A 3,406-nucleotide genomic window follows, 5' to 3' on the forward strand; every position below is an offset into this window, starting at 1 on the left:
TTCAACTCCTACTACGAGTTCGCCGTGGAGCGCATCCCGCAAATCACTTCCCTGGAGAAAATAACATTCGACATACATAACTTCGCCGCCATCCTCAAGCAGTTCTACCGGGGCGGCGAGCTGGAAATGACGCTGAACGCCGACCTGGACGTAGACCTCTTCAACGAGCGTTTCATCGTCTTCGAAATCGACAAGATAAAAGATGACCCCGTGCTTTTCCCCATCGTGGTGCTCATCATCATGGACGTGTTCCTCCAGAAAATGCGCATCAAGAAGGGGCGAAAGGCCCTGATTATCGAAGAGGCGTGGAAGGCCATCGCCTCGCCCACGATGGCGGAGTACATCAAGTACCTGTACAAGACCGTCCGTAAGTTCCACGGCATCGCCGGGGTGGTCACGCAGGAGCTGAACGACGTGATAGACTCGCCCATCGTGAAGGAGGCCATCATCAACAACTCCGACGTGAAGATACTGCTCGACCAGTCCAAGTTCAAGGACAGGTACGAACAGATAGCCGCCATATTAGGCCTGACGCCCGTGCAGCGGCAGCAGATATTCACCATCAACGCGCTTGACAACCACGAGGGGCGCAGCTACTTCAAGGAGGTGTGGATATGCCGTGGACAGCACTCCGACGTCTACGGCGTGGAGGAAGCCCCCGAATGTTACTGGGCCTACACCACAGAGCGGACGGAAAAAGAGGCGTTGAAAACATATCTGCGCCACTACGGCACGGTGCAGGAAGCCATCACGCGCATCGAGGCCGACCGGAAGAAAGCAGGCAACCCCAAGTACCTGGAGTTCGCCAGAGAAGTCAACCAACATCAAAAAGTAATGTCATTATGGGAAAGTTGAAAGCCATATTGTTAGGAACATTCCTGTTTGCCGCGTCCGTCCCCACGTTTGCCGGATGGCGCATCGTCATAGACCGTAACTGCATCGCAACGGTGGGCGCCAACATGGCCTCGCAGAAGCTCATCGAGGGGCAGCACAACCAAAGGCTGGACTCCATCGCCTCCAAGAAGCAGAAACTGGAACTCTACACCGTGAGCATGGCCACCATCAAGGAACTGTACAAGTTCTCGATGGAAAACATCTCCGGTTTCGGTACGGAGAGTCTTTACTACAAGGAAATCGGAAGTTGCGCCTTCGATATCCTCAAAGACGTGCCGGAACTTATTGAAACGGTGGGCAGGGCGAAGTTTACGAACAAGCTGCTTTGCCTCAATGAACTCGGCAACCTCGTAGCCGAGACCCAGCAGCTGGTGGGCGACTTCGTGAACATCGTGAACAACGCCAAGGTACAGAACCCGCTCAAAGGGGATGCCACGGCGGAGAGGAAAAGCGACGGCTACAACCTGCTCGACCGTTACGGGCGGCTGACCCTGGCCAACCGCATATATACTGACCTTACGAAGATACGCTACAAGGTGGAGGGCATGATGCTCATGGCGCAGTACGCCACGGCGGACGACCTCTTCTTTGCCATCGACCCGGAGGGATGGGCAAACGTAGTGACCATGAAGAACCGTGTCGGCAGCCTTGTCCGGTCATGGAACGGGCTTGTGGCTTCCAATTACTGAACCAGACAACAAGAGCCATGGACTATAATATAAAAGGTATAAGCAATCGTAGGGCGGTATTTACAGCCGTCTTTGTGGCAGTGGCCGTCCTGTCGCTTCCCGTCAGGGTATCGGCCGGAGTCATACCCAAAGACCTCCCGACTATCGAGGCCCTGATAGCCCTGCACAAGGCGGTGAAGAAGGACGAGGACAAGGCCATGCAGCGTGTGGCCGCCAGCTTCGGCGAGCAGTCGCTCATCACTAAGGGGGCCGGCAAGTTCAACGACGTGCGCACCACCCTGAACACCAAGCTCGACAACGCCCATTCCTATCTGGTGCTGGCCGGTGCCATCTCTTCTACCGCAAATGCCTTGTACCAACTGGTGAAAGAGTACAAGGACTTCACGTCCAACACGTTCGGCCATGTCAGCAAGAAACCCTTCGTGGCGTGGTACTATGCCGACGCCAACCTGGCCATATCGAGGGAAGTGAAGCACTGCTACAAGCTCTATGCGTCGGTGGCCGCCTCCGGCATCAACCTGATGAAAGCCTCCATGGACGAGAAGCTGAACCTGGTGATGACGCTTAAAACCACCATTGACAGGGCAAGGTACATCATCGACAACGCGAACCTGTACTGCTACCTCATTACCGACTGCGGATGGAAGCCGGACTACATCTGGGAGATACTGAACTCCGAGGTCAAGGACGAGATAGCGAAAACGGTAATAGACAAATGGAACAAGGGATATGAGATATAGAATGACTACACTATGCCTGCTCTGCCTGTTGGCAGCCTCCGGCATTCAGGCACAGGTACCCGTCCGTGACAACGAGAAGAAGAAGCAGTGGCAGTCCATGGAGAACGGGCCGTGGGACTTCGCGCCCGACTGGTATTACTACTTCCTGCACAAGGGTTACTCCGGCGCGGAGATGTACTGGAAATGGGCGGGCTTCAAGTCCGGCTTCCGCGTCCGCTTCAAGGAATCCAAGTCGAACATCAAGCGCATCATGCCCACACGGGTCATCTCCGAGGAGACCCAGCGTCAGAAGCTGGAAAAGGTGGAGGAAGAACGCAGGTATGTGGAGGAGCTGTACAAGGAGGAGCTTGTCCGAGAAGCCGACCGTGCCGTGGATTTGGCCTATCCGGCCTACAAGGACGAGTTCAACCGGATGCAGGACTGCATCACCGACGGCCTGCTCTACTGCATGACGAAAAGCGGCGGAAAATTGAAGCCGCAGGTGGACGAACTGGGCAGGCAGAATGAAATCCTTTGCGCAGGTATTGCCTATATCCGCAAGACGGGCGTGGGCTACGGGCTGGAGAACGCCAAGCGGCAGCAAGCCTATGAGGAAGCCAAAGTAAAGATGGAAGCCCTTGTGAAGCAGACCGCCAACCTCTGTGCCGTGGCCGCCACACATTATTAGAATTAGAATGTATTACATGAAGATAAGGATACGATTATGCAACTGTCTGCTGTTTTATTGACCATAGGCCTTCCGGCCATCGACGAGAGCCTGGACAAGCTGCTCGTCGCCATGGAGACGTTCCCCAACGTGGCCGTGCTGGGCAACGCGGTGGGGCTTGCCCGTATCATCGGGCTGCTGCTCGCCCTCTGCGTAGGTTCCTACGAGTGCTGGATGATGATGCTCGGACGGCGCGGCATGGACGTGATGAAGCTCCTCCGCATCGTCGGCATCTCCATCTGCATCTCTTCCTCCTCGTGGATATGCGACGCCCTCCAGGTACCCGGCAAGGGGCTGGAGAGCGCGAGCAAGGCGATGGCGCAGGCCAAGAACAAGGAGGTGGCCGCCTTCGAGCTGAAGGTGGCGCAGAAGCAGAG

The 3,406-nt window shown here is 55.9% G+C and carries 4 protein-coding genes and 1 pseudogene; all 5 read left to right on the top strand.

What is annotated here, in order from left to right; all coding sequences use genetic code 11:
- Nucleotides 1-855, top strand: an 855-nt coding sequence (locus H6B30_RS15665) for a TraG family conjugative transposon ATPase (protein WP_205112199.1), incomplete at its 5' end; no start/stop codon positions are given.
- The gene (locus H6B30_RS15670) at nt 843-1,583 is read left to right on the top strand and encodes a hypothetical protein (protein WP_205112200.1); all 741 of its coding nucleotides are present in this window, start codon (nt 843-845) and stop codon (nt 1,581-1,583) included. The genes H6B30_RS15665 and H6B30_RS15670, both read left to right, overlap by 13 nt.
- A 17-nt stretch (nt 1,584-1,600) precedes the next feature.
- Nucleotides 1,601-2,323, top strand: a complete 723-nt coding sequence (locus H6B30_RS15675) for a hypothetical protein (RefSeq protein ID WP_239484173.1) — start codon at nt 1,601-1,603, stop codon at nt 2,321-2,323.
- A complete protein-coding gene (locus H6B30_RS15680) occupies nt 2,313-2,990 on the top strand; it encodes a DUF5045 domain-containing protein (protein WP_205112201.1) in 678 nt (225 codons plus the stop codon). The genes H6B30_RS15675 and H6B30_RS15680 overlap by 11 nt, the downstream gene beginning before the upstream one ends.
- Nucleotides 2,991-3,026: 36 nt before the next feature.
- Nucleotides 3,027-3,406, top strand: a pseudogene (locus H6B30_RS15685) (hypothetical protein); the annotation flags it as partial.

The sequence above is a fragment of the Marseilla massiliensis genome (assembly GCF_016899955.1).
GTDB lineage: Bacteria > Bacteroidota > Bacteroidia > Bacteroidales > Bacteroidaceae > Prevotella > Prevotella intestinigallinarum.